At 63.1% G+C, this 19,230-nt stretch carries 24 protein-coding genes; 12 read left to right on the top strand and 12 right to left on the bottom strand.

Translation table 11 applies throughout. The annotated features are described in order from the left end of the window. Positions 1 to 2: 2 nt before the first annotated feature. The 4 genes from BPNPMPFG_RS10785 to BPNPMPFG_RS10770 all read right to left on the bottom strand — a co-directional run bounded on the left by BPNPMPFG_RS10785 (position 3) and on the right by BPNPMPFG_RS10770 (position 4,354). Positions 3 to 860, bottom strand: coding sequence for a carbohydrate ABC transporter permease (locus BPNPMPFG_RS10785; protein ID WP_258595304.1), 858 nt, complete (start codon positions 858 to 860; stop codon positions 3 to 5). After that, entirely contained in the window at positions 860 to 1,789 is a 930-nt protein-coding gene (locus BPNPMPFG_RS10780) for a carbohydrate ABC transporter permease (protein ID WP_258595303.1), read from the bottom strand. Before BPNPMPFG_RS10780 ends, BPNPMPFG_RS10785 begins: the two co-directional genes overlap by 1 nt. A 192-nt stretch (positions 1,790 to 1,981) precedes the next feature. Beyond that, a complete protein-coding gene (locus BPNPMPFG_RS10775) occupies positions 1,982 to 3,229 on the bottom strand; it encodes an ABC transporter substrate-binding protein (RefSeq protein ID WP_258595302.1) in 1,248 nt (415 codons plus the stop codon). A 63-nt stretch (positions 3,230 to 3,292) separates the two neighbouring features. Next, positions 3,293 to 4,354, bottom strand: coding sequence for a LacI family DNA-binding transcriptional regulator (locus tag BPNPMPFG_RS10770; protein WP_258595301.1), 1,062 nt, complete (start codon positions 4,352 to 4,354; stop codon positions 3,293 to 3,295). 377 nt (positions 4,355 to 4,731) lie between these two features. On the opposite strand from BPNPMPFG_RS10770, the gene BPNPMPFG_RS10765 reads away from it, so the two are divergent. The 6 genes from BPNPMPFG_RS10765 to BPNPMPFG_RS10740 all read left to right on the top strand — a co-directional run bounded on the left by BPNPMPFG_RS10765 (position 4,732) and on the right by BPNPMPFG_RS10740 (position 8,312). After that, on the top strand, positions 4,732 to 5,805 hold the full coding sequence (locus BPNPMPFG_RS10765) for a diguanylate cyclase domain-containing protein (RefSeq protein ID WP_258595300.1): 1,074 nt from the start codon (positions 4,732 to 4,734) through the stop codon (positions 5,803 to 5,805). Positions 5,806 to 5,968: 163 nt separating this feature from the next. Further along, positions 5,969 to 6,247, top strand: a complete 279-nt coding sequence (locus BPNPMPFG_RS10760; protein ID WP_258595299.1) for a metal/formaldehyde-sensitive transcriptional repressor — start codon at positions 5,969 to 5,971, stop codon at positions 6,245 to 6,247. Between the two features lie 8 nt (positions 6,248 to 6,255). Beyond that, positions 6,256 to 7,494, top strand: a complete 1,239-nt coding sequence (gene dmeF, locus BPNPMPFG_RS10755) for a CDF family Co(II)/Ni(II) efflux transporter DmeF (protein WP_258595297.1) — start codon at positions 6,256 to 6,258, stop codon at positions 7,492 to 7,494. 119 nt (positions 7,495 to 7,613) lie between these two features. Beyond that, entirely contained in the window at positions 7,614 to 7,820 is a 207-nt protein-coding gene (locus BPNPMPFG_RS10750; RefSeq protein WP_258595295.1) for a hypothetical protein, read from the top strand. 5 nt (positions 7,821 to 7,825) lie between these two features. Continuing rightward, positions 7,826 to 8,017, top strand: coding sequence for a hypothetical protein (locus BPNPMPFG_RS10745; protein ID WP_258595293.1), 192 nt, complete (start codon positions 7,826 to 7,828; stop codon positions 8,015 to 8,017). A 73-nt stretch (positions 8,018 to 8,090) separates the two neighbouring features. Beyond that, positions 8,091 to 8,312, top strand: coding sequence for a DUF6500 family protein (locus BPNPMPFG_RS10740; protein ID WP_095091139.1), 222 nt, complete (start codon positions 8,091 to 8,093; stop codon positions 8,310 to 8,312). Positions 8,313 to 8,455: 143 nt separating this feature from the next. On the opposite strand, the gene BPNPMPFG_RS10735 is transcribed toward BPNPMPFG_RS10740, so the two are convergent. Both BPNPMPFG_RS10735 and BPNPMPFG_RS10730 read right to left on the bottom strand, forming a co-directional pair. Beyond that, the gene (locus BPNPMPFG_RS10735) at positions 8,456 to 8,722 is read right to left on the bottom strand and encodes a DUF1488 family protein (protein ID WP_258595291.1); all 267 of its coding nucleotides are present in this window, start codon (positions 8,720 to 8,722) and stop codon (positions 8,456 to 8,458) included. Beyond that, positions 8,719 to 8,973, bottom strand: a complete 255-nt coding sequence (locus BPNPMPFG_RS10730; protein ID WP_258595290.1) for a hypothetical protein — start codon at positions 8,971 to 8,973, stop codon at positions 8,719 to 8,721. The genes BPNPMPFG_RS10735 and BPNPMPFG_RS10730 overlap by 4 nt, the downstream gene beginning before the upstream one ends. 249 nt (positions 8,974 to 9,222) lie before the next feature. Here BPNPMPFG_RS10730 and BPNPMPFG_RS10725 point away from each other — a divergent pair, with 249 nt between their 5' ends. The 4 genes from BPNPMPFG_RS10725 (at position 9,223) to BPNPMPFG_RS10710 (ending at position 12,193) form a co-directional block, all read left to right on the top strand. Beyond that, positions 9,223 to 9,555 carry a co-chaperone GroES gene (locus BPNPMPFG_RS10725; RefSeq protein WP_258595289.1) on the top strand — a complete coding sequence of 111 codons (333 nt, stop codon included), beginning with the start codon at positions 9,223 to 9,225 and terminating at the stop codon, positions 9,553 to 9,555. Positions 9,556 to 9,654: 99 nt separating this feature from the next. Next, complete coding sequence (gene groL, locus BPNPMPFG_RS10720) at positions 9,655 to 11,283, top strand: chaperonin GroEL (RefSeq protein WP_258595288.1); 1,629 nt, start codon at positions 9,655 to 9,657, stop codon at positions 11,281 to 11,283. 149 nt (positions 11,284 to 11,432) lie between these two features. Then, positions 11,433 to 11,591, top strand: a complete 159-nt coding sequence (locus tag BPNPMPFG_RS10715) for a hypothetical protein (protein WP_258595287.1) — start codon at positions 11,433 to 11,435, stop codon at positions 11,589 to 11,591. A 179-nt stretch (positions 11,592 to 11,770) separates the two neighbouring features. Then, the gene (locus tag BPNPMPFG_RS10710) at positions 11,771 to 12,193 is read left to right on the top strand and encodes a GYD domain-containing protein (RefSeq protein ID WP_258595285.1); all 423 of its coding nucleotides are present in this window, start codon (positions 11,771 to 11,773) and stop codon (positions 12,191 to 12,193) included. Positions 12,194 to 12,313: 120 nt separating this feature from the next. Here the strand turns inward: BPNPMPFG_RS10710 and BPNPMPFG_RS10705 are convergent, their stop codons facing one another. Then, on the bottom strand, positions 12,314 to 12,832 hold the full coding sequence (locus tag BPNPMPFG_RS10705; protein WP_258595283.1) for a DNA-3-methyladenine glycosylase I: 519 nt from the start codon (positions 12,830 to 12,832) through the stop codon (positions 12,314 to 12,316). 106 nt (positions 12,833 to 12,938) lie between these two features. Here BPNPMPFG_RS10705 and BPNPMPFG_RS10700 point away from each other — a divergent pair, with 106 nt between their 5' ends. Continuing rightward, entirely contained in the window at positions 12,939 to 13,217 is a 279-nt protein-coding gene (locus BPNPMPFG_RS10700) for a hypothetical protein (protein ID WP_258597101.1), read from the top strand. 80 nt (positions 13,218 to 13,297) lie between these two features. Continuing rightward, positions 13,298 to 13,795, top strand: a complete 498-nt coding sequence (locus BPNPMPFG_RS10695; RefSeq protein WP_258595281.1) for a GAF domain-containing protein — start codon at positions 13,298 to 13,300, stop codon at positions 13,793 to 13,795. 41 nt (positions 13,796 to 13,836) lie between these two features. On the opposite strand, the gene BPNPMPFG_RS10690 is transcribed toward BPNPMPFG_RS10695, so the two are convergent. The 5 genes from BPNPMPFG_RS10690 to BPNPMPFG_RS10670 form a co-directional block, all read right to left on the bottom strand. Further along, positions 13,837 to 14,886: an alpha/beta hydrolase family protein gene (locus BPNPMPFG_RS10690; protein ID WP_258596707.1), complete on the bottom strand. Its 1,050-nt coding sequence runs from the start codon at positions 14,884 to 14,886 to the stop codon at positions 13,837 to 13,839. Positions 14,887 to 15,085: 199 nt separating this feature from the next. After that, entirely contained in the window at positions 15,086 to 16,144 is a 1,059-nt protein-coding gene (locus BPNPMPFG_RS10685; RefSeq protein WP_258595279.1) for a helix-turn-helix domain-containing protein, read from the bottom strand. Between the two features lie 90 nt (positions 16,145 to 16,234). Next, the gene (locus BPNPMPFG_RS10680) at positions 16,235 to 17,209 is read right to left on the bottom strand and encodes a YeiH family protein (protein ID WP_413776870.1); all 975 of its coding nucleotides are present in this window, start codon (positions 17,207 to 17,209) and stop codon (positions 16,235 to 16,237) included. Between the two features lie 560 nt (positions 17,210 to 17,769). Beyond that, on the bottom strand, positions 17,770 to 18,156 hold the full coding sequence (locus tag BPNPMPFG_RS10675; RefSeq protein ID WP_258595275.1) for an ester cyclase: 387 nt from the start codon (positions 18,154 to 18,156) through the stop codon (positions 17,770 to 17,772). An 86-nt stretch (positions 18,157 to 18,242) separates the two neighbouring features. Continuing rightward, the gene (locus tag BPNPMPFG_RS10670) at positions 18,243 to 19,136 is read right to left on the bottom strand and encodes a LysR family transcriptional regulator (RefSeq protein WP_258595274.1); all 894 of its coding nucleotides are present in this window, start codon (positions 19,134 to 19,136) and stop codon (positions 18,243 to 18,245) included. Positions 19,137 to 19,230: the final 94 nt, after the last annotated feature.

Genomic DNA, 19,230 nt, shown 5'->3' with positions numbered 1-19,230 from the left:
ATTTACTTGACGGCCCCGGCCATCAGGCCGCGGATGTAGAAGCGCTGCAGAACCAGGAACAGGATGAGGCACGGCACCATCATCACGGTGACGCCCGCCTGCACCGCGCCCCAGTCGATGGCGCCGAAGCGGCCCGACTGCAGCGCCGTCATCATCACCGGCAGCGTGAATTTCGACTGGTCGGTCATCAGCACGAGGGCGGCGAGGAACTCGTTCCAGGCGCCGAGGAAGGCAAACAGCGCGATGGTGACGACACCCGGCCAGACCAGCGGCAGCATCACCTTCGCAAGCATGGTGAGGTTGCCGGCGCCATCCATGCGGGCGGCTTCCTCGATCTCGCGCGGCACCGCGTCGAAGGCGTTGCGCATCATGAAGATCGAGAACGGCAATTGCAGCGTCACATAGACGCCGACCAGGCCGGTCAGCGTGTTGTGCAGTCCAAGCTTGGTCAGCACCAGGAAGATCGGCGTCAGGATCGACTGGAACGGGATCATGATCGTCGACAGGATGAGGACGAAGAACAGGTCCTTGAACGGAAATCGAAACCGCGAAAAGCCGTAGCCGGCCAGCACGCTGACGGCGACCGACAGCACCACCGTCATCACCGAGACGTAGATGCTGTTCTGTGCCGAGACCCAGAGCCCGTCGCCGAAAGTGTTGAGCGTGGCATAGTTCTCCAGCGAGAAGCCTGTCGTCGGCCAGGGCGGCAGCGGCGGCAGGCGCGCTTCCTGCGCCGGCTTGAAGGCCGACAGCACCGCCCACACGATGGGTGCGGCAAACAGCACGGAGGCGATGATGCCGGTCGAATGCCCGGCGATGCGCGCAGTAAGCCGGCGGTTGCGAGAGGCGGCCTGCGCCATCAGTCGAGACCCTCCGGCTTGCGCAGCAGCCACAGCTGGACGAGGCTGAGCGCCACCAGGATCACCAACAGCACCATGGAAAGTGCGGCGCCATAGCCGAGCTTGAACGATACGAAGGACTGGTTGAAGATCCAGTAGACCGCCGTCAGCGTCTGGTTGCGCGGGCCGCCGCGCAGGATGATGTAGAATTGGTCGAAGGCAAGGATCGAGCCGGCGACCGACAGGATCAGCGCCAGTGCCAAAGTGCGGCGCATCAGCGGCAATGTGATCGCCCTGAACCTGGCGAACGGCCCGGCGCCGTCGATGACGGCCGCCTCCTGCAGGTCCTGCGGGATCGATTGCAGGCCGGCCATCAGGATGATCATGGTGAAGCCGGCGACCTTCCAGACGACCATGGCGATGATCGACCAGAAGGCCGGCTGGAAGGTGGCCAGCAGGTTGAACTTCCTGTCGATCAGGCCGAGCTCGTAGGCGGCCGGGCTGAACAGACCGGAATCGACGTTCAAGAGCCATGACCAGAGCAGGCTGGCCGAAGCAAAGCCGACGACCGCCGGCATGAAGAACATGGTGCGGTAGAGATTGGTCAGCGGCCGCGGCCGTTCGACGAACAGCGCCAGCGGAAACGCCACCGCGAAGATCACGATGGTGGCGATCACGGTGTAGTAAGCAGTGAAGTTGAGCGCGTTCCAGAACCTGGTGTCGCGCAGGATGGCGACATAATTGCCGAGGCCGATATAGCTGTGCTCGCCCATAAGCGGCCAGTTGTGCAGCGACATCCACGCCGTCATGCCAAGCGGGATGAGGAAGAAGACGACGACCAGCGCGACCGCTGGCGCGACGTAGAGCAGGCCGATCCACTGCCGGCGGCCGGCGCCGGTGCGCTTTCGGGCGCGGGATGGCGCGGACGTTGCTGCTGTGATGGAGGTCATGTTTGCTCTTCCGTTGGATGCGGTGCGCCGCCCTACCTCCCCCTTGTGGGGAGGTCGGACCGCAGGTCCGGGTGGGGGGCTCGGCGCCGCCCCCACCCCGCTGCTTCGCAGCGACCCTCCCCACAAGGGCGAGGGTAAGGAGCGCGCCGGCCGCCCGCCCAGGGAGACAGGCGGGCGGCCGGCAGGCGCGCTCTACTTCTGCGGCGCCTGGTCGATGATCGACTGCATCGTCTCTTGCGCGTTCGATATGGCGCCATCGACATCGTCGCCGAAGAAGACCTCGTTGATCATCTGCGTCCACGGACCGTTTGCGGAGTTGATCAGGTCGTTGAACACCACTGAATAAGGCGTGCGGCCCTTGGCCATGGCTTCGGCGGCGATCTGGTAGCGTGGATCGAGATCCTTCAGCGCTTGCTTGGCGATGTCGCCGCGCACGGGCAGGCTGCCGTATTTGGCCAGGATGGTCTGGCCCTCGAGCGAGTAGGCGAAGTCGAGGAACTCCTTCACCACGGCGAGTTTCTTGGTGCCCTTGGTGACGACGAAATTGTCGCCGCCGGCAAAGGACGACCAGCCGCCTTCCTTGCCCGGCAGGAAGGTGACGCCGTAGTCGACATTGGGATACTGGGTGTTGAGCGCGCCGATGGCGAAGGCGCCGGACGGCGAGATGCCGATGTTGCCGGCAGCGAAGGCGGCAAAGAAGTTGGCTCCGGTGTCGGTCTGCGCGCCTGCCGGAACCAGATCCTTCTTGACCATCGACCGGTAGAGATCGATGGCGCCGCGCAGCTGCGGGCTGTCCAGCGTCGCCTTCGAGCCATCCTCGCTGAGGATGTCGCCGCCAGACGCCCAGATCAGCGGCGTGAAGGTGAAGATGTTGCAGCCGCCGCAATTGCCGGAAAAGTAGAAGCCCTTGACGGTGCCGCCGAGCGCGTTGACCTTCTCGGCGTCGGCCGCGATCTCGGCCCAGTTGGTCGGTCCCTTTTCGGGGTCGAGGCCGGCCTGCTTGAACAGCTTCTTGTTCCAGATCAGCACCGAGGCGTCGGCGGAGAAAGGCAGGCCGTAGATGTGGTCCTTGTAGGTGCCGGTCTTCACATGCGCCGGCGACAGGCTGGCGAAATAGGGCAGCGACTTCGCCCAGTCGGTGATGTCCTCCAACTGGCCGGCGGCGGCGAAGGACGGGGTGTAGATCAGGTCGAGCGACAGCGCGTCGGGCGCGGTGCCGCCTGCGGCCGCCGCGCCATATTTCGGGATGATCTCGGCATTGGGGATGATGTCCAGCTTGACCTGGTTGGTGTACGCCTTGTTGTAGGCATCGACGATCCTCGGCATGAAATTCGAGCCGTCGGCGCGCACCCAGATGTTGGCCGTCTCGGCGGCCGCGGCACTGAGAGCGCCACCCAGAACGGCAGCGGCCAGGGCCAGTTTGGCAATCAGGTTCCTCATGTTCTCCTCCTCCAGGGTTGGCCGCGATGCGCGGCTTGGCGCCGATTGCGCGGCGCTTGGTCTTCAGCCATCCAGCGGATGGCCGCAGGACTGACGCACCACCAGCCGGCACGGCAGTTTTCGAATGCCCGGCGCGGCGGGCTGGCCGCCGACCAGCGACAGCAGGGTCAGCCCCGCCTCGCGCCCGAGGGCGGCCAAGTTCATGTCGACCGAGGTCAGCGGCGGGCGCGTCGCCTCCGCGACGATCTCCCAATTGTCGAAACCGATGACGCCGACATCGCCGGGAACGCTCATGCCGCGTTCGCGCAAGGCATCGATGACGCCACGCGCGATCTGGTCGTTGCCGCAGAAGACGGCGTCCGGCCTTTCACGCTTTCCGTTCGTCGGTTTTGGGCTGTCGAACAGTTGCGCCACCGCCTCATGCCCCCAGGCTTCCGACCAGGAGCCGAGCAGCGGTTCGGTCACCGGCAAGCCGTTTTCGGTCAGCACCTCGCGGTAGGCCTGCGCTCGCGCATGCACCACGGCAAAGCTTGCCGGTCCGGTAACATGGGCGATGCGCTTCCAGCCCAGCCGGCAGAGATGCTCGACAGCCAGCCGCGCGCCGCCGGCATCGTCCGAGACGAAGGCGATTGCGTCGGGATCGGGCTGCGTGAAGGCATAGATCACCGGGACGCGCAGATTGCTGAGGTCGACCGGCAGATGGCGGTCGATGCGCTTGCCGGTGGCGATGATGCCGTCGACGCGCTTGTCGAGCATGGCGTCGACATGCATCTGGCCAAGGCGCGGATCCTCCTCGACATTGCACAGGAACACCGAGACGCCGTTGTCGACCAGCGCGTCCGAAATGCCCGACATCAGCGGCAGCGAGAAGCGGCCATAGGTGTCGTTGGTGAGCAGGCCGACGGTGAAGCTGCGCCGCCGGAGCAGGCTCTGGGCCAGGCTGTTGGGCCGGAAGCCGAGGCGCCGGGCCGTCTCGCGAATACGCTCGCGCGTCTCGGCGGTCATCCGCCCCTGGTCGTTGAGCGCCTTCGAGGCGGTGGCGACGCTGACGCCGGCCTGCGCCGCCACGTCACGCAAGGTGACGGGCTTGAGAAAGACCGGGACTGGCTGTTCGTCCGATGCCATCGCGCCGAAAATCCTTAGCTGGGAAAAGGTTTTCTCTTACCTGCCGAAAACAAGCCCGGCACATGGCCGAGTCCGATCGGAGATGTTTGGAAAAACCTTTTCTCAACTCAAGGCTAAGCCAGATCGGCGGGTCGTTCAAGGGGAAAAGTGGTTCGGTTCGCTGACAGTCGCATGCGCGATTCGACTTGTGATAAAGGCAACGTCGGCAGTCCGTAGCTCAGGGGAAGAGCGCCAACCTCGGTGCCGGAGGCCCCCGGTCGAGACGGGGCGGGCTGTCTCACCCTCCAGGCAATTTTCGGCGAAGCCGGGCCGCGTCAGCGAAGTTTTAATCGGTTGCGCGTCATGATGGTCGCCCGCCAGGACAGCAGAGCTTCGCCATGCCCGACATGCCCTACTCCCCGAAAGGCCCGGCGCGGGCCGATGGCTCGCGGCCCGGCAGGCGGGAGGGACACGACGGCGCCGACGAAAGACGCCGGGACGCCGCCACCATCGCCAGGCTCAAGGCGGAGCTGGCGGCGCAGGCCGCGCTGATCGCCAGGCAGGATGTTTCGCTGGCCCACAGCCGCAAGATCTTCGACCGCGCCTCGGCCGCGGCAAGCATTGGCGTGTGGGAATGCAGCCTGCCCGACGCGCGGCTTACCTGGACCGACGTGGTCTATGATCTGTTCGATCTGCCGCGCGGCTCAGTGCTCGATCGCTCAGAGATCATCAAATGCTACCCGGCGGAGTCGCGCAAGGCGCTGGAAAGCTTGCGCAGCCGGGCGATTGAGGAGCGCAGCGGTTTTACTCTCGATGCCGAGATCACCACCTTCGCCAGCCGTAGCCGCTGGATCCGCATCACCGCGACCGTCGAGTGCGAGGACGGCGTACCCGTGCGCATCTTCGGCATGAAGCAGGACATCACCGAAGAAAAGATCCTGTCGGACCGGATGCGCTATCTTGCCGAATACGATGTCATGACGGGACTGGCCAATCGCAGCCGCTTTCAGGCGCGGCTGGCGCATGTGGGCGAGGGCCGTCCGCTTGGCGCCATGCTTCTGATCGATCTCGACAGCTTCAAGGCCGTCAACGACACGTTCGGCCACGTCGTCGGCGACGAATGCCTGAAGGCCGCGGCTGGGCGCCTTGCCGGCAATTGCGGCGAGGCGGAGTTGGTGGCGCGTGTCGGTGGCGACGAGTTCGCGGTGCTGCTTGGGCCGCATCTCGATCGCGGCGCGGTCTCCGGCCTGGCGCGCCGCATCATCGAAGCGATGGGCAAGCCGGTCACAGTATGCGGCCAATCGCTCAGGCTCGGCGCCTCGGTCGGCATCGCCTTCGCCGAAGCGGGCGCTCCATGCGACCTGTTCATGCAGGCCGACACCGCGCTTTACGCCGCCAAGGCCGCCGGGCGCAACACGTTCCGCATCTTCAAGCCTGACGTCGCCGCGAAAGACCGCAGCGCCGCGGCTTGAGGCCTGGCCAGGCCGGTCTCCCGCGTATCGCTTCTGACAGTCCGCAAAATCCACCGCCTAGGGAAGCGCCGGGCGCCAACAGTCCTGATCCGGAAGCCGGTCCAACCGGGTTGGCCACTTTCCGTCATTGTATAGGGTAGGGGGCTATGCTAAATCGGCCGGCATGACACACACGATCCGGGAAAAACAGAAGCTTTTGGCGCGCGTGCGCCGCATCAAGGGTCAGGTCGAGGCCATCGAGCGGGCGCTCGACAGCGAGGCCGGCTGCGAGGCGGTCATGCATCTCATCGCCGGCGCGCGTGGCGCGATGACCGGCTTGATGGGCGAGGTGATCGAGGATCATGTGCGCACGCATCTCGTCGATTCCGAGCGCCATCCCGGCGCGCTCAACACCGAAGCGGTCGAGCAGCTGCTCGATGTCATCCGCACCTATGTGAAGTGAGATTCGTTATGACCTCCACCAACAGCGCCCCGGCCTTTCACAGCCATATGTTCCTGGGCGAGGAACACCAGAAGAGCGAGCGCAAGACCTGGGCGGTGATCTGGCTCTGCGCGGTCATGATGGTGGCCGAGATCGTCGGCGGTCTTTTGTTCGGCTCGATAGCCCTTGTCGCCGACGGGCTGCATATGAGCACGCATGCCGGCGCGCTGCTGCTGGCGGCCCTTGCCTATACCTATGCGCGCCGGCATGCCGGCGACCAGCGCTTCACCTTCGGCACCGGCAAGCTCGGCGACCTCGCCGGATTCACCAGTGCCATCATCCTGGCCATGATCGCGCTGCTGATCGGCTACGAATCCGTCATGCGCCTCTACGCGCCCGTGCCGATCCATTTTGCCGAGGCCATCCCGGTCGCCTGCCTTGGCCTTGCCGTCAACATTGCCAGCGCATGGCTGCTCAGCGGTAGCGATCATCACGGCCATAGCCACGGTCATGGCCACGGCCACGCGGCGGGCCAAGGGCATGACGAAACGCATCGGATCGCCACGGCGGATGGCGAAATGGTGCTGGAGGTGTTCGAAGACGGCGTGCCGCCTCGCTTCCGGCTGCGCTCCGGATCCGGGACGGCGCTCTCTTCATCCTCCGTCTCTATAGAAACCGTGCGGTCGGATGGCGCGCGGAAGACCTTCGCATTCAGGGATCTGGGCGATTGTCTGGAATCCATCGAGGAGATTGCCGAGCCGCACGCCTTCGAGGCCAATGTCACGGTCGGCGGGCAGACCTATCCGGTCCTCTTCGAGGAACATGAGCATGCACACGGCAAGGCCACGCACGACAACAACATGCGCGCCGCCGTCGTCCATGTCATCGCCGACGCGGCGGTGTCCGTGCTGGTCATCATCGGGCTGCTCCTGGCCCGCGCCTTCGGCTGGCTGTGGATGGATCCGCTCGCCGGCATTGTCGGGGCGCTCGTCATCGCCAGCTGGGCGCTCGGGCTGATCCGCGACACCAGCGCCGTCCTGCTCGACATGAATCCCGACCGTGGCATGGCGGAGAATCTGCGCCAGACGATCGAAAGCGAAGGCGATGAGCTTGCCGACCTGCATTTGTGGCGGCTCGGGCCGGGACATCTCGGCGCGATCGTCTCGGTGGTCACGCCGACGCGCCGGCAAGAGGACTATTACCGCAGCCGACTTGCGCGGTTCCGGTCATTGTCGCATCTGACGATCGAGGTCAGGAAGGCGGCGTAGGCCCGCCATTGGATCTGCCGTATTTTCATTTGGCATGCAGGGCGTTCGTGAAAAGAGTGCTATGAAAGGTAAGCGAGCGTCGTTGCTCCGGCTCCTTCCCGACATCCGAGGTCATTTCCGTGCGTGAACCGTCGCTGCTGCCCGTGTTTGGGAAACTTGGCGCCAAGGCACCCGTCGCATTGGTGGCGGCACCAGCCCGGCCGGCAGGTGTCGTGTCGCGGCTGCGGGAGCTTCTGGCCGTGCATGGCGGCATGGTGCTGAAGCTGTCGGTCATCGCTTGGACGGTGCTGATCCTGGGCGCGGTGTTTTTCATGATGCAGGGCTGACCGGCATGGCCAACCGCTACACGCTGCGCATGGAATTGCCGCAGAGCTGGACCATCATCGACGTCTTCACCGGCCAGCCCGCCGTGATCCGGCAAAAGGTGATGGTCGGGATGGGCCCGCGCGAGGCCGAGGACATGGTCGTGCAGATGAATGTCCGCGACGTCAAGCGCCGGGAGAGGGCGGAGCGCAAGTCCTGACCCGTCCAGCACTGCCGGAGGGCAACGCTTTGCCGCCGGCAAAACCTGCCGCACCGCAAATCAGAGGATTCCCGTGAGAGCCAGCCTGAAGCAGAAGATACTGGAAGTCTGCGACCGCAAGATCTCCGAGAAAGGACCTGGCGTCGGCGTGTCGTTCTATGCGTTCTTCGCCAACAGGAACGACGACCCCGACCTCTTGATGGAAGCCGCCGAGTGGTGGATCAGAACCCACCGCCTCGACCATTTTGAAAAGGCTGAAAAGATACGAACGATGGTCGAGAAGATGGACCTTTGATCTTCGTTTCCATGCATGTCCCGGTGCTCACGTACTTTAGGTACGCTCCGCTCCGATTCTCCAAAGCAGCCTTGTTTGGTCGCTTCGCGCCCGTCTTCGACTCCGGCTCGGCCTGACCTGAATCTCGACACACCTTAGGCTGATCAGCCGAAATCGGCGGCCGTCAGCACATACATGCTTTTGCGGGTGCGGTCGTAGGCCTTCGACGCCACGTCGCGGATGGCGCTGCTCTGCGTGTCGAATGTCGCGAGGTAGCCGGCTTCGTTGGCGGCGGTCGCCGGCTGCATCTTCGCCATCGCATCTGCGGCGACGGAGAAGGAAATCTGGAACATGCCGTCATGGCCGACGAAACGGATGCGCTTGCCGGCTTCGTCATAGCTGCGGCTGCGGTTGGGGAATGTCAGGCTCATGTCTTGGCCTCCGTCGTGGCGGCCTTTTTGACCGCCCGCTTCTTCTTTGGTGTCGGGTTCAGCGCTTCGGCGACGCGGTCGGCCTCTTCCTTGGCCAGCCGCAACTCCCTCAGCCTTGCTGTCTTGATCTCCCTGGCCTTCGCCTCGGACATGTACTCAGCGGTTGCCTTGTTGCGCTCAGCCGTTTTCTTCTGCTTGTCGACAAAGCGGGCTTCAGCTTTTTCCATGATCGTCTGATTGCCTTCGGCCATCGAAGAAATCTCCCTTGTGCCTGAAATTGTGAAAACGAACTTGTCCGATAAATAGGCACTCAATCGGCAAAATTCAAATTTTTGAATTATTTGACCAACCGGCGATATCACGAAACCGGGCGCCGAAATAATACTTTTGAATATTTAATTCCGGCCGCGAATAATTTTTGGCACTCCTATCTATCGAGTGCCAACCCGTCTATATAGCAGGGGCGTGGCCGCCTGTGCCGGCCCCAGAAAGAAGTTCCCATGAAGTTTCGGCCACTCCACGACCGCGTCGTCATTCGTCGCGCTGAAGGCGATACCAAATCCAAGGGCGGCATCATCATCCCCGACAATGCCAAGGAAAAGCCGCAGGAAGGCGAAGTCATTGCCGTTGGGCCTGGCGCACGCGACGAAAGCGGCGCGCTGATCGCACTCGACGTCAAGGCGGGCGACTTCATCCTGTTCGGCAAATGGTCGGGCACCGAGGTCAAGATCGACGGCGAGGACCTGTTGATCATGAAGGAAGCCGACATCATGGGCGTCATCGACAAGAGCGAGACGGGCGAGAAGACCGTGGCAGCCAAGAAGGCCGCCTGACTGGAGCACTGCGTGTCCTTGGGGACGCGCAAAAGACGCTCCGGGCTTTGATCATGGAGGGCAGGGTTCTGTCTTCCTCAACCGAACTGGATAAAAATCATGTCTGCCAAGGAAATCAAATTCTCCACCGATGCGCGCGACCGCATGCTGCGCGGCGTCGAAATCCTCACCAATGCGGTGAAGGTCACGCTCGGCCCCAAGGGCCGCAACGTCATCATCGACAAGGCCTATGGCGCTCCGCGCATCACCAAGGACGGCGTCACCGTCGCCAAGGAAATCGAGCTTGCCGACAAGTTCGAGAACATGGGCGCGCAGATGGTGCGCGAAGTGGCCTCGAAGACCAACGACCTCGCCGGTGACGGCACCACCACCGCCACGGTGCTGGCCGCCTCGATCCTGCGCGAAGGCGCCAAGCTGGTCGCCGCCGGCATGAACCCGATGGACTTGAAGCGCGGCATCGACCAGGCGGTTGCCGCCGTCGTTGGGGAGATCAAGGCGCGGGCCAAGAAGGTCAAGTCGTCGGCCGAGATCGCGCAGGTCGGCACCATCGCCGCCAATGGCGACGCCAGCGTCGGCGAGATGATCGCCAAGGCGATGGACAAGGTCGGCAATGACGGCGTCATCACCGTCGAGGAAGCCAAGACCGCCGACACCGAACTCGACGTCGTCGAAGGCATGCAGTTCGATCGCGGCTATCTCTCACCCTATTTCGTCACCAATGCCGACAAGATGCGCGTCGAGCTGGAAGAGCCCTACGTGCTCATCCACGAGAAGAAGCTCGGCAATCTGCAAGCGATGCTGCCGATCCTCGAAGCGGTGGTGCAGAGCGGCAGGCCGTTGCTGATCATCTCGGAAGACGTCGAAGGCGAGGCACTCGCCACGCTGGTCGTCAACAAGTTGCGCGGCGGCCTCAAGGTCGCGGCCGTCAAGGCTCCGGGCTTCGGCGATCGCCGCAAGGCGATGCTGGAAGACATCGCGGTGCTGACGTCAGGCCAGATGATTTCGGAAGATCTCGGCATCAAGCTCGAAAACGTCACCATCGAGATGCTCGGCCGCGCCAAGCGCGTGCTGATCGAGAAGGACACCACCACGATCATCGACGGCGCCGGCACCAAGGCGACCATCCAGGCGCGCGTCGCCCAGATCAAGGGCCAGATCGAAGAGACCACCTCCGACTACGACAAGGAAAAGCTGCAGGAGCGGCTGGCCAAGCTCTCCGGCGGCGTTGCCGTCATCCGCGTCGGCGGCGTCACCGAGTCGGAAGTCAAGGAAAAGAAGGACCGCATCGACGATGCGCTGAACGCGACGCGCGCGGCGGTCGAAGAAGGCATCGTGCCCGGCGGCGGCGTGGCTCTGCTGCGCGCAAGGTCGGCACTTGCCGGCCTGACCGGCGCCAATGACGATGTCACCGCTGGCATCTCCATCGTGCTTCGCGCGCTCGAAGCGCCGATCCGCCAGATCGCCGAGAATTCCGGCGTCGAAGGCTCGATCGTCGTCGGCAAGCTCACCGACAGCAAGGACCACAATCAGGGCTTTGATGCCCAGAACGAGGTCTATGTCGACATGATCAAGGCAGGCATCGTCGATCCCGCGAAAGTGGTGCGCACCGCACTGCAGGACGCCGGCTCGATCGCGGCCCTTTTGATCACGGCTGAAGCCATGATCACCGACATCCCGGCCAAGGATGCGGCGCCCGCGGGCGGTGGCGGCGGCATGGGCGGTTACTAAAGATTCAACTGGCCTGCGCGGGTGGTTTCATAGAAGCCACCCTGCAGGCCTGACCTGAATCTGCTACGCCGGCTCGTCACTTAAGCCAGATAATTACCGCCGGGAGGTTCTCTCCCGGCGCGCAGGCCTCTAGCCCAGGAGACGGATCCATGATCACGTTCGTGCAGAAGCCAGAGACGGTCGTCACGACCGAAACCACCGAGGAAAGCCGCTTCGACCGCATCCGCAGGATTGCCGCCGACAAGCACAAGAAATCCGATTCCGACACGGCTGCCCCACCAAAGAGCGAACCCAAGCGTCCGATGTGAGGCGCTGCGGCGCCGCCGCTGCTTCCACGCAACGCCAGCACCATATCGCGCGCCGACGCCGCGAGACGATCGCACCGACCGAGCGTGGTCCAGCCAGACACCTTCCTGTCAGCGGTATCGGCGTGTCTGGTATTGTTATTATATTAGCTTCAGCGCATATTTATCCGGCAGTGGGTCCCTTGGCCGCCAAGGTGTCCAAGGGCGTCTGCCATCGCTACCGAAAAAATCACTCCGTGCCGCTCGAATTATCGAGCAGCCACGAGACAATGACATTTGGAGGAATAGCCATGAAAGTGACCATATTGGCAAACTATGCGCCTCATGCCGCCAAAGGATTGATGCAAGGCTCGGACAGGCAAGCTGCGGTCAAGGCGCTTTTTGAAAGCGTTGGCGGCAAGGTGACCAGCGTGATGTTCACGCGCGGCATCTATGACGTCGTCGTCAATGGCGAGGTGCCGGACCAGTCCGCGGGGATTGGCATGTCCCTTGCGGTGCGAGCGAGCGGCTCGCTGACCGAGATGGTTGTACTGGAAGAACTCGACATGAAGGCAGTGCTCGCGGCTGCCAACAAGGCTGCTGGCGCATACAAACCCGCCGGCTGATGGACTTGCCTACTTGATCAAGGCAGCACGGTTCGATGGACGTGCCGTGCTGCCGAGTGTCGGACAGGACGTCTTCTCCACCAAAGAGCGAACCCAAGCGCCCTGACAATGTTGCCGTGATCAAAGCCCGACTTGCGACCGCCGGAAGCAGCCGGCCGCGTGATCGTTGACGATGCCGACCGCTTGCATCCAGGCATAGACGATGGTCGGGCCGACGAATTTGAAACCACGCCGCCTCATCTCCTTCGAAATCCGCTCGGACAGGGGCGATGACGCGATCCAGCTGTGGCCATCATTGTCGAGCACCTTGCCATCGGTGAAGGACCAGCAGAAGTCGGCGAAGCTCTCGCCACGCTCGGCCATCTCGCAGAAAATCTCCGCGCCCCGGATCGTCGCTTCGATCTTGGCGCGGGCACGGATGATGCCGGGGTCGGCCATCAGCCGCTCGACATCCGCCGTGCCGAAGCGCGCGACCTTTTCCGGATCGAAGCCGGCGAAGGCGGCGCGAAAGGCGTCGCGTTTTCTGAGCACGATGATCCAGGCGAGACCGGCCTGGAACCCTTCCAGCATCAGCATTTCCCACAGCATGCGGGCATCATGCTGCGGAACGCCCCATTCCTCGTCGTGATAGGCGCGCATCAACGGATCGCCCTCGGCCAGCCGCAGCGATGATGTGCATGATTGTCCATCGTTGGTCCTCCGTCACCCGATACTGTGGCGAACCGGCGCCACCGTCCAGTCCACAGTGCGCTGGTGGATCATCGCATGCACCGACGAATGCCCCATCTCGGTCATGATGCCGCTGGCCGCATTGCGGCCGGCCTCGACTGAAGCCGCCCAGATCAGCACGTCGACGATGATGCGCCTGGACGTCGGCTCGGCCGGCTATCAGAGCCCGTCGCAGTTCAGCCGCGAATACAGCCGGCTCTACGGCCGCCCGCCGCTGCGTGATGTCGCGGTGAGCCGGCACGCGGGTTCTGACGATTGGTTGAATGCGCTTCTGCCGGCTTTCGCAGCGACCTGAATTCACGCTAGACTGTTCCGGTGGTCGTTTGGGCAGAGCTTGCGGAAACGGAACCGCGATTCTCGATACGGAGACAAGTGATGTTCGCGGCCAAGGCCATCGACACGTCGGACAAGGCGGCATTCTACCGCGACCTCGCCACGCAGCTGAAAGCGTTGCTCGACGGCGAGCGCGATTCGATCGCCAACGCCGCCAACACCGCCGCGCTGATCTTCCAGATGGTGCCCGACCTCAACTGGGCGGGGTTCTATTTCCTGGCATCGGACGAGGAAATGGTGCTCGGCCCCTTCCAGGGCAAACCGGCCTGCGTGCGCATTGCGGTCGGCAAGGGCGTCTGCGGAACCGCGGTCGAACTCGGCACCTCGATGCTGATCAAGGATGTGCACGACTTCCCCGGCCACATCGCCTGCGACGCCGACTCGCGTTCGGAACTGGTCGTGCTGCTCGAAGACGATGACGGCGTCTTCGGCGTGCTCGATCTCGACAGCCCGCTGCCCGGCCGCTTCGACAAAGCCGATCAGGCCGGCATCGAGACACTGGCGGCGATCTATGCCGAGGCGAGTTCGTTCGAGGATTGAACAGCGCGCGGTTCGGGGATGCCGACCCTGTCAGGCCGAGCCTACGGATTGGCCTTCAGCGCGCGGTTGAAAGCTGCAACTGTAATATTGATCAGTTGTGTGTGAATCGCACCGCGCGATCGTTCCCCGCCATCGTCGCAAACCGGGTCACCTATCTGTTCGGATGCAATGATACTGGACGCGCCGGGTTTGCACTCACCGAACATGCTATAATGGCTTGCATCGTCGATCGTCGCGTAGCTGGCCGCTGAAATCGCTTTTGCAATGCCGGAGGCGTCGACGGTCAACGGGATCTTTCCCGGTCGACCAAGATTGACGATATCGACCGGAATTTTGACGCCGGCAAAGCTTTTGACGTCAAATATATCGGACGGAGCGGGATCGATCGCCATGACGAACTGAATGCGCTCATCCCGGTTATCACGGCCGGCGGGCTGCAAATCCATGGCGTGAAGATCAACGCCGCTTTGCCTGACCCACTCGCAAAGCGAAGCATTGAGCACGTCCGTATCGCAATAGCCCGCGAGCAGTTTCACGTCGAGGCGCGCGCCGGCTATCGCGAGCGCCGTGTTGCCGCCCATGGAAAGGCCAAGGGCGCCAATCTTGCTTTGCTCAAGGTGATCCCTAAAGAAGGTGTCCTTCCCTATTGCGTCCAGGGTTGCCGTGAGATCGGCAGGCCGCAACCAAAGTTTCATCGTTTCGGCGGCAGATTTGTTTCTCCCCGAATTCCCCGGATGCGTAGGGGCGGCGACGACGAAGCCTTGACTGGCCAAAGGCGTCGCGATCCAGCTCAGGGCTTGCGGGTTTCCCGCCAGACCAGCGCCATGTGAAAGCAGGATGAGCGGAAATTGTCCGCCAGAGATCGGCGCATCGCGCATGGCGGACGTTCCGATGAAAAGCTGACTGTCGCCGAGCATAACCGTCTCGCCGCCCGGTTGCGCCGGGTACCAGACCGTTACATCGAGACTGGTGCCGCGCTCCCTGGACGGGGCGGGAAGCTGACGAACGCCGACATTGTCGCTGGCGCTCGCCGCGTGTTGCACCAGCATTGTTGAAGCAATGATGGTGCAAAGCATGGTCCAGAATTTCATTGAGATCTCCGTTCCCGAACGCGAGCGCCATGGGCTGGAGAGCCCGGAGGCTTCAGCTTCTGGTTTGGCGGGCAGTTCGGTTGCTGTGTTCATGCCGCGATATCAGCGGATCCGAACGAAGCCCGCGACCTCGATCGTGATCGAGGACGTGCACTATCGCGATCTGGTACCGCTTGATGCCAGTTGGCGTGGTCGGCCTTCAGCCGCTGGCCAGGGTTGCGGGCGAGGGGGATACGCCCTGCGCGTTCCGGTCCCGCCAGGTGAGTGGGGTCATGTCCGTCACGCGGCGGAACTCGCGGTTGAAGTTCGACTTGGTCTGGAAACCGACCGCAAGCATGATTTCGGTCACGGACTGATCGGTTTCGGTCAGCAGCCGGCAGGCCTCGGTGATGCGGTATTGGTTGACATATTGCGAGACGTTCCTGGCGGTCGCCCGGTTGATCGCAGCCGAAATCTGCCGCGCCGGAATTCCGGCGCGGCGGGCAAGGCGGTTGAGGTTGAGATTGGCGTCACGATAGAGCTTCTTGTCCTGCATCATCTCATCGACCCGACGGATGGTATCGGCGTCTTCGCCGACACCGGATGGGGGTGAAGCCTCGGCGGGCTCGGTAGCATTGAGCGGAACACGGCTTTGGCTGGCCGCCGCCGCCGCCACGCCGACGAAGACGAGGATGAAAAGATTGGCGATGCCGATCACCATCGCCGCACGATCGCCATGCCCCGATGCCAGGTCGAAGGAAACCAGCATGTCGACCAGTCCCCCCGACAGGCACAGCGTCACTGCTGCGGCAATGATGGCCTGGTAGACCGGCACCGCCCCGTCGAAAGGGGCAAGGCGGAGACCATCCGCGCCAGACCGAAGCAGCCAGAGAATGGCGGCGGCATAGATGAAATCGATTGATATCAGTGCTACGTCGATCGCTTCGTGCCAAAAAATCATCAGCACGATGATCATGACGGCCGGAGTCGCATGGATCGCCAGCAGGGCCGGCCATTGGCGGTTGCCGGTCCGGACGAGCTTGGAGACGCCGGCGTAGAGCAGCGATGGCATGATCGCGGCGGACACGGGAGCGATGTAGCCGACCTCGCTTACGCCATAACCCCAGCGCAGGCCGGTGAACACCGATTGCAGCGCGCTGAGCAGGATCAGGCCAAGAAACGGCAGGTTGGGTGCTGCCTCATCCTCTCGTCTGGCGACGACCCAAAGCAGGATGAACAGCAACAGGGCGACGACAAAGGGCAGGGGAATGAACGGCATGAGTCGGTTGCTGGCTCGCGTGCTGATACGCGGCAGAGCCTAGCCGATGTAGTTTTGATTCCCAAACGCGCCGATAGCGCCCGCCAATGCTCAGGCGAACCTCACCAGCATCAGGCTGAAGCAGCCGATGAACAGGAAGGCCGAGAAGGCCAGCGCCAGCGGCCGCAGGCCGCGCGAGCGCAGTTGCGAAATGTCGGCCTGCAGGCCCATGGCGGCCAGACCCATGGTCAGCATGATGGTGGTGGCGAGCGCCATCGCCGACTTCACCTCGGGTGGTACCGCGACGAGGCTGTTCAGCGCCACCACAGCGACGAAGGCGGCGACAAACCATGGCATGGGCGGCCGTGCTGCCGACTGATCGCTGTTCTTGCGGCGCGCCATCAGGCCGAGCGCGATCACCATCGGCGCCAGCATGGCGACGCGGGTCAGCTTGGCGACGGTGGCGATCTCGCCCGACTGGGTGCCGTTCTGAAAGCCGGCGCCGATGACTTGCGCCACCTCATGGATCGAGGCGCCGGCCCACAGGCCGAAGGCGTGCTGGTCGAGGCCGAGCACGGGCGCCAGCAATGGGAAGCCGAGCATGGCGATGGTGCCGAACAAGGTGATCGAGGCGACGGCATAGGTGACGTCCTCGTCGCGCGCATCGGTGACGATGTTGGTGGCGACGATGGCCGAAGCGCCGCAGATCGAGGTGCCGGCGGCGATCAGCTGCGCCAGCTTGGCATCGACGCCGATCAGCCGGCCGAGCGTGATGGTGAAGACGAAGGTGGCGCCAAGGGTCAACGCGACGATGCCGACACCGCCGGCGCCGATCGACACCACCTGGCCAAGCGTTAGCTGGAAGCCGAGCAGCACGATGGCGAAGCGCAGCAGCCGGCGCTGCGAAAAGGCGATGCCGGCCTTGGCGTGGGCGGGCATGCCGAGCACGTTGGAATAGATCATGCCGGCGACGACGGCGAGGATCATTGGGCTGAACAGTGCGAAGCCGGAGACATTGCGGGCCGAGAAGGCGACACCTGATATCATCGCGACCAGCACGATGCCGGGCACGACACCGTTCCACACCGAATTGAGGGATCTTTGCCCTTGGGCCAGTTCGGCGGAAATCAGGCTTTTCGGAATATCGTTCGCGGCACGGGTAAGGAAAGACAATGCAATGCTCCAGGCAGGTATGCTGGAGGAATGCCATTCCTGAACCGATCTTTCCAACGAATTATTTTCGTTAGAATGATTGATTTTTACGAACGATTGCATTCGCATTGCGGAAGTCGGCGCCGCCCCTGCCAGCCCTATCTCCCGTAGAACGGGGAGAAGGGGCTGGCCACAGCACCGCCGCTCGCTTTCAACGGATCCTGGGATGTCTCCCTCGACGATTGCGCGGCCGTCACTGCCGACGACTATCCCGTCGGCGGTGACAATGGGCACAGCGCCCACTGCCTCCATGCTTCACATGCTGTCGCCCTAGAGCAGTTCACCGTTTCACGGAAACGGCGAACCGCTCTAACTCTTTGTTTTGACGTAATTCCCTAAGGGAAAGCGCTACGCGCTTTCCCGGGAAACCCGTTTCACACTTTTCCTGGAATTGCCCTGGGGGAAGCGGCTGTGCCGTGCGCTGCGCCATGCCATCAAAGCTGCGCTTCGATGGCCGCCTTGTCGATCACCGACCAGACGTGCCTGATCCTGCCGTCAAGAAATTCATAGAAGACGTTCTCGCTGAAGGAGACCTTCCTGCCATTGATGGCAAGGCCAAAGAAGGTCCCCTTCGGTGTGCAGTTGAATTGAAGCCGGCTGGCTATGAAAGGCATGTCGGAGATCAGCAGCTGGATGTCGAAATAGAGGTCAGGGATCTCGGAAAAATCACGCTCCAGCATCTTGCGATAGCCCGACAGTCCGACCCGGTCGCCATTGTAGTGCACCTCGTCATGGACGAACCGGTGCAGGTTCCGCCAGTCCTGGTTGTTGAGGCAGGCGATATAGCCGTGATAGGTGTCGGCGAGGTCGGTGTCGGTCATGGCGATTGCTCCGGTGCTTTTTCAGAAAAGATCACGCTGACGCGGGAAGATGGAACGGCCCTGGATGCGATCCAGATCGCGCACATTTAGTCCCGGTGGCGCAAGGCGTCGACCAGCAGCGAGAAGGCGGGCGTCGCTTGCCGGCGGCTGGGATAATAGAGGTGATAGCCGGGGAAGGGCGCACACCAGTCGGCAAGCACTCGCACCAGCCGGCCGTCGGCAAGCTGCGCGTGCACCTGGTCCTCGGGCAGATAGGCAAGGCCCAATCCGGCAAGAACGGCATTCAGCCGCAGCGCTGCCGTGTTGAACACCAGCTGACCTTCGACGCGCACCTTGAGCTCGCGATCCGCCTTTTCGAATTCCCAGGCGTAAAGGCCGCCATAGGTCGGCAGGCGCAGATTGATGCAGTTGTGGGCGGTCAGGTCCTGCGGCGTGCGCGGCTTTGGCCGCGTGGCGAAGTAGGCCGGTGAGCCGACCACCGCCATGCGCATGTCGGGGCCGATGCGCACCGCGATCATGTCGCGAGCCACCTGTTCGCCCAGTCGCACGCCGGCGTCGTAGCGTTCGGCGACGATGTCGGTCAGGCCGTAGTCGACGATAATCTCGATCCTGATGTCGGGATAGTCGGGCAGCAGCCTGGCGATCGCCGGCCACAGGATCGCATCGGCGGCATGCTCGCCGGCGGTGATGCGGATGGTGCCGGCGGGTTTTTTGCGCATCGCGCTCAAGGCGATCAACTCGGTCTCGATCTCGTCGAGCCTCGGCCCGACGCTGCGCAGCAAACGCTCGCCCGCCTCGGTCGTCGAGACGCTGCGCGTGGTGCGGGTCAACAGCCTTAAGCCCAGCCGCTCTTCGAGCGCGCGCACCGTGTGGCTGAGCGCCGATTGCGAGACGCCGAGTTTTGCTGCTGCCCTGGTGAAGCTTTCCTCGCGCGCGACCGCGAGGAAAGCGGTCAGCTCATTCAGGTTGTCGCGAGCCATTCATGAACCCTTCTCATAAGTACATGCCGGATATAGCAGCTAATCGCGATCAATCGCAGGCCCTAAATAGGCGTCATCACAATCGGGCGCCTAA

It is taken from the genome of Mesorhizobium sp. AR07 (assembly GCF_024746815.1).
In the GTDB taxonomy this organism is placed as follows: domain Bacteria; phylum Pseudomonadota; class Alphaproteobacteria; order Rhizobiales; family Rhizobiaceae; genus Mesorhizobium.
Note: the sequence above shows the minus strand (reverse complement) of the source record. Positions and strands in the feature narration are given on the sequence as shown.